The sequence below is a fragment of the Pseudomonas sp. K5002 genome (assembly GCF_013386655.1).
GTDB lineage: Bacteria > Pseudomonadota > Gammaproteobacteria > Pseudomonadales > Pseudomonadaceae > Aquipseudomonas.
In genome coordinates this window covers 1-948 of the sequence record NZ_JACARK010001187.1, presented here as the reverse complement: position 1 = coordinate 948, position 948 = coordinate 1, and the positions used below count along the sequence as shown (strand labels likewise).

Here is a 948-nt window from a genome sequence, read left to right as displayed (position 1 = left end):
CCTGGGCTTCAGGCACGGCGACCTGCAGCCACACGGTGCCCAGGCCATTGACCCGCGCCAGGGTTTGACCCGCCGCGACGGTCATGCCTTCGCGTACGTCGAGGGTTTGCAACGCGCCGCCCAGCGGGGTGGTGATGGTCATCACCGATTGCACCCGGCCGCTGCGCTCCATCTGCGTGATCAGCCCGGCAGGCATTCCGCTCAAGCGCAGACGCTGGCGGGCGGCAGCCAACAAACCTGGATCGCTGTGTCGCAGAGCAAGGAACTCTTCCTGAGCGGCGGCCCATTCAGGCACCAGAATGTCCGCCAGGGGCGCCTGAGACTTGAGCACATCCCCCGGCGCACGGGCGTAAACCCGCTCGACAAATCCGGCAGCCCGCGCCTGCACCACCGCCACATCGCGGTCGTTGAAGGCGAGGATTCCCGACAGCTCAAGACTCGACGCCAGCACCCCACGGCTGACGCTCGCCAGGCGCACGCCGATGTTCTGGGTCAGGCTGGGGTCGATCTGAATCGCCGCACTCTCCTCGGCGCCACCGGCGTAGCGCGGCACCAGTTGCATGTCCATGAAGGGCGACTTGCCCGGCTTGTCGAATTTTTGCTGCGGGTACATCGGGTCGTACCAGTACAGCGCCTTTTTCTCGTCCGGCGCCTGCATCGTCCCGGCCGTGACCGGCTGTGCCTCGCGCATCTGCGCCAGCCAATAGCCGCCACCCAGACCCAGCAGCAGGACGCCGCCCAACAGGGCCATATTCACGATTCGGTTATTCATTGGCGGGTTCCCCGTAAGCAAAATACAGCTGGGCGCCGGTCAGGGCGCGCTGTTCAATGGCATCAATCTGTTTGAAGCGCGCCTCGACCCACTCGCGGCGGGCGCTGACCACGCTCATCAGGTCGCCCTTGCCCGCGCGATACCCCGCCAGGCTCAGCGACACTTTCTCCTCGGCC

General features: G+C 66.0%; 2 protein-coding genes. Both read right to left on the bottom strand.

The window, feature by feature from the left end; genetic code table 11:
* Window positions 1-772, bottom strand: a 772-nt coding sequence (locus HX846_RS34710; RefSeq protein WP_178967203.1) for an efflux RND transporter periplasmic adaptor subunit, incomplete at its 3' end; no start/stop codon positions are given.
* Window positions 765-948: TolC family protein (locus tag HX846_RS34705; RefSeq protein WP_178967202.1), on the bottom strand; the 184-nt coding region annotated here is incomplete at its 5' end. The genes HX846_RS34710 and HX846_RS34705, both read right to left, overlap by 8 nt.